Genomic DNA, 1,638 nt, shown 5'->3' on the forward strand with positions numbered 1-1,638 from the left:
TCTTGATTTGTGTAAGTTAATCCTGCTGGATTTAACTTTTCATTGACATATCACCTGGTTTATTAACCAAAGCTGCGGAAAAAGGTCTATATAAATCCTTAGTTGATTGATCTATAAGCGAACACAGAATTCAAATCGCCCCCACCTTTTTATTGCTTTCTTCAGATTTAAGGGAGGTTAAATTATCCAATTCATTTATTACAATGATGAAAACTTTAAGGAAGGTATCTAGACAATTTCAGTAAGTTTAATAATTCTTTTGTTTACCTTATTAAACCCTAAGTTACAAACTTGTATTTTGATTGCTTTTCTTCAGAGACTCTAAGCGAATAGGAATCAAAATCCAAGCCAATACTAAAATTAAAGCAACTATACCAAATTGTGCAACCCAGCTTACTAATTTTTCTAGAGGTACAACTTGTCCGACAAAAAAAGATAAACTTACCATTGTCAATGCCCAAATAGTTGCTCCAGCAAAATTACATAATAAGAATTTCCAGTAAGGCATTTCAGCAATTCCAGCTAAAGGTCCAGCAAAAATTCGTAATAAAGTGACAAACCTACCGAAAAATACTGCCTTAGCTGCATTTTTACTAAACTGATTTTTCACATCCATCAGTTTTGTTTCTTTAATCCGGAATATTCTACCTAACTTCAACATAAATGGCCAACCACCATACTTGCCAATCCAATATCCACAACTATCCCCGAATACAGCTCCCATAATTGCACAACCCAACACATACCAATAAGTTAATTCTCCACTACCAGCAAGAAACCCACCCACAATGGTTACAGTTTCTCCAGGTATAGGGATTCCTGCATTTTCTAAGGCTATTCCCAAGAAAACAGCTAAATAACCATATTTATGGGCTATAAATTGAATTGTTTCTAATGATACAAATTCTAAAGACATTAAATACTAACCTTTAAGCTTACTTAATAAAATTTATCATTTTTTTATATTTTACCGTCAGGTAGTTTAAGATTGAGGGAACTTCTTTGTTACTTAAATCATCTTGAATATTGGGAAAGAGATACTTGAATATTGGGAAAGAGATAAGGGAGATGGGAAATATTTTTCAAGTTTTTTCCTGTTTTGCCTCTAATTACCTCCTGATTTCTACGAAAAAATTTATAGAGTTTTTCATTAAAAATAGACCACAACTATCCGGTTTGTAATCTATAAAAAATTAAATATACTGATTTTATTTCTGTAGTCTACCTTGATGAAAACCTCTAAAATATTGGCAAATCTACTAAATGGGTTCTATATAGCAATTGCCATACTGGTTAGGTACAAAATTCTAGGTTTGATAGCAATTTCAAAAAAGAATATGACGAATAATCATGATAATTAAAAGATTTTGCGTCAGATGGATATTTGATCAAAAGGGAATATTCACTCTAATAAATGATATTTAAACTATATTATTTTCACTCCTGACTCTTGACTTGTGACTCTAGCTAAAAAATCTAACTCATTTATAGTTTATAGCAAAAATTTATCAAGCTGTCATTAGGTAACAGGTAAAAGACAAAAAAGATTACAAGTGTTTCTCACTAGCCTGAGAAACATTAACATGGATGCCCGGGCGCGACGGCTCGTCCCGCGACCTGGGCGAACACGGGGTTGGA

At 32.8% G+C, this 1,638-nt stretch carries 1 protein-coding gene; it reads right to left on the bottom strand.

What is annotated here, in order from left to right:
• Window positions 1–283: 283 nt before the first annotated feature.
• The gene (locus tag F6K22_RS40380; RefSeq protein ID WP_293110733.1) at window positions 284–916 is read right to left on the bottom strand and encodes a DedA family protein; all 633 of its coding nucleotides are present in this window, start codon (window positions 914–916) and stop codon (window positions 284–286) included.
• Window positions 917–1,638 lie beyond the last annotated feature (722 nt).

Source organism: Okeania sp. SIO2F4, assembly GCF_010672385.1.
In the GTDB taxonomy this organism is placed as follows: domain Bacteria; phylum Cyanobacteriota; class Cyanobacteriia; order Cyanobacteriales; family Microcoleaceae; genus Trichodesmium.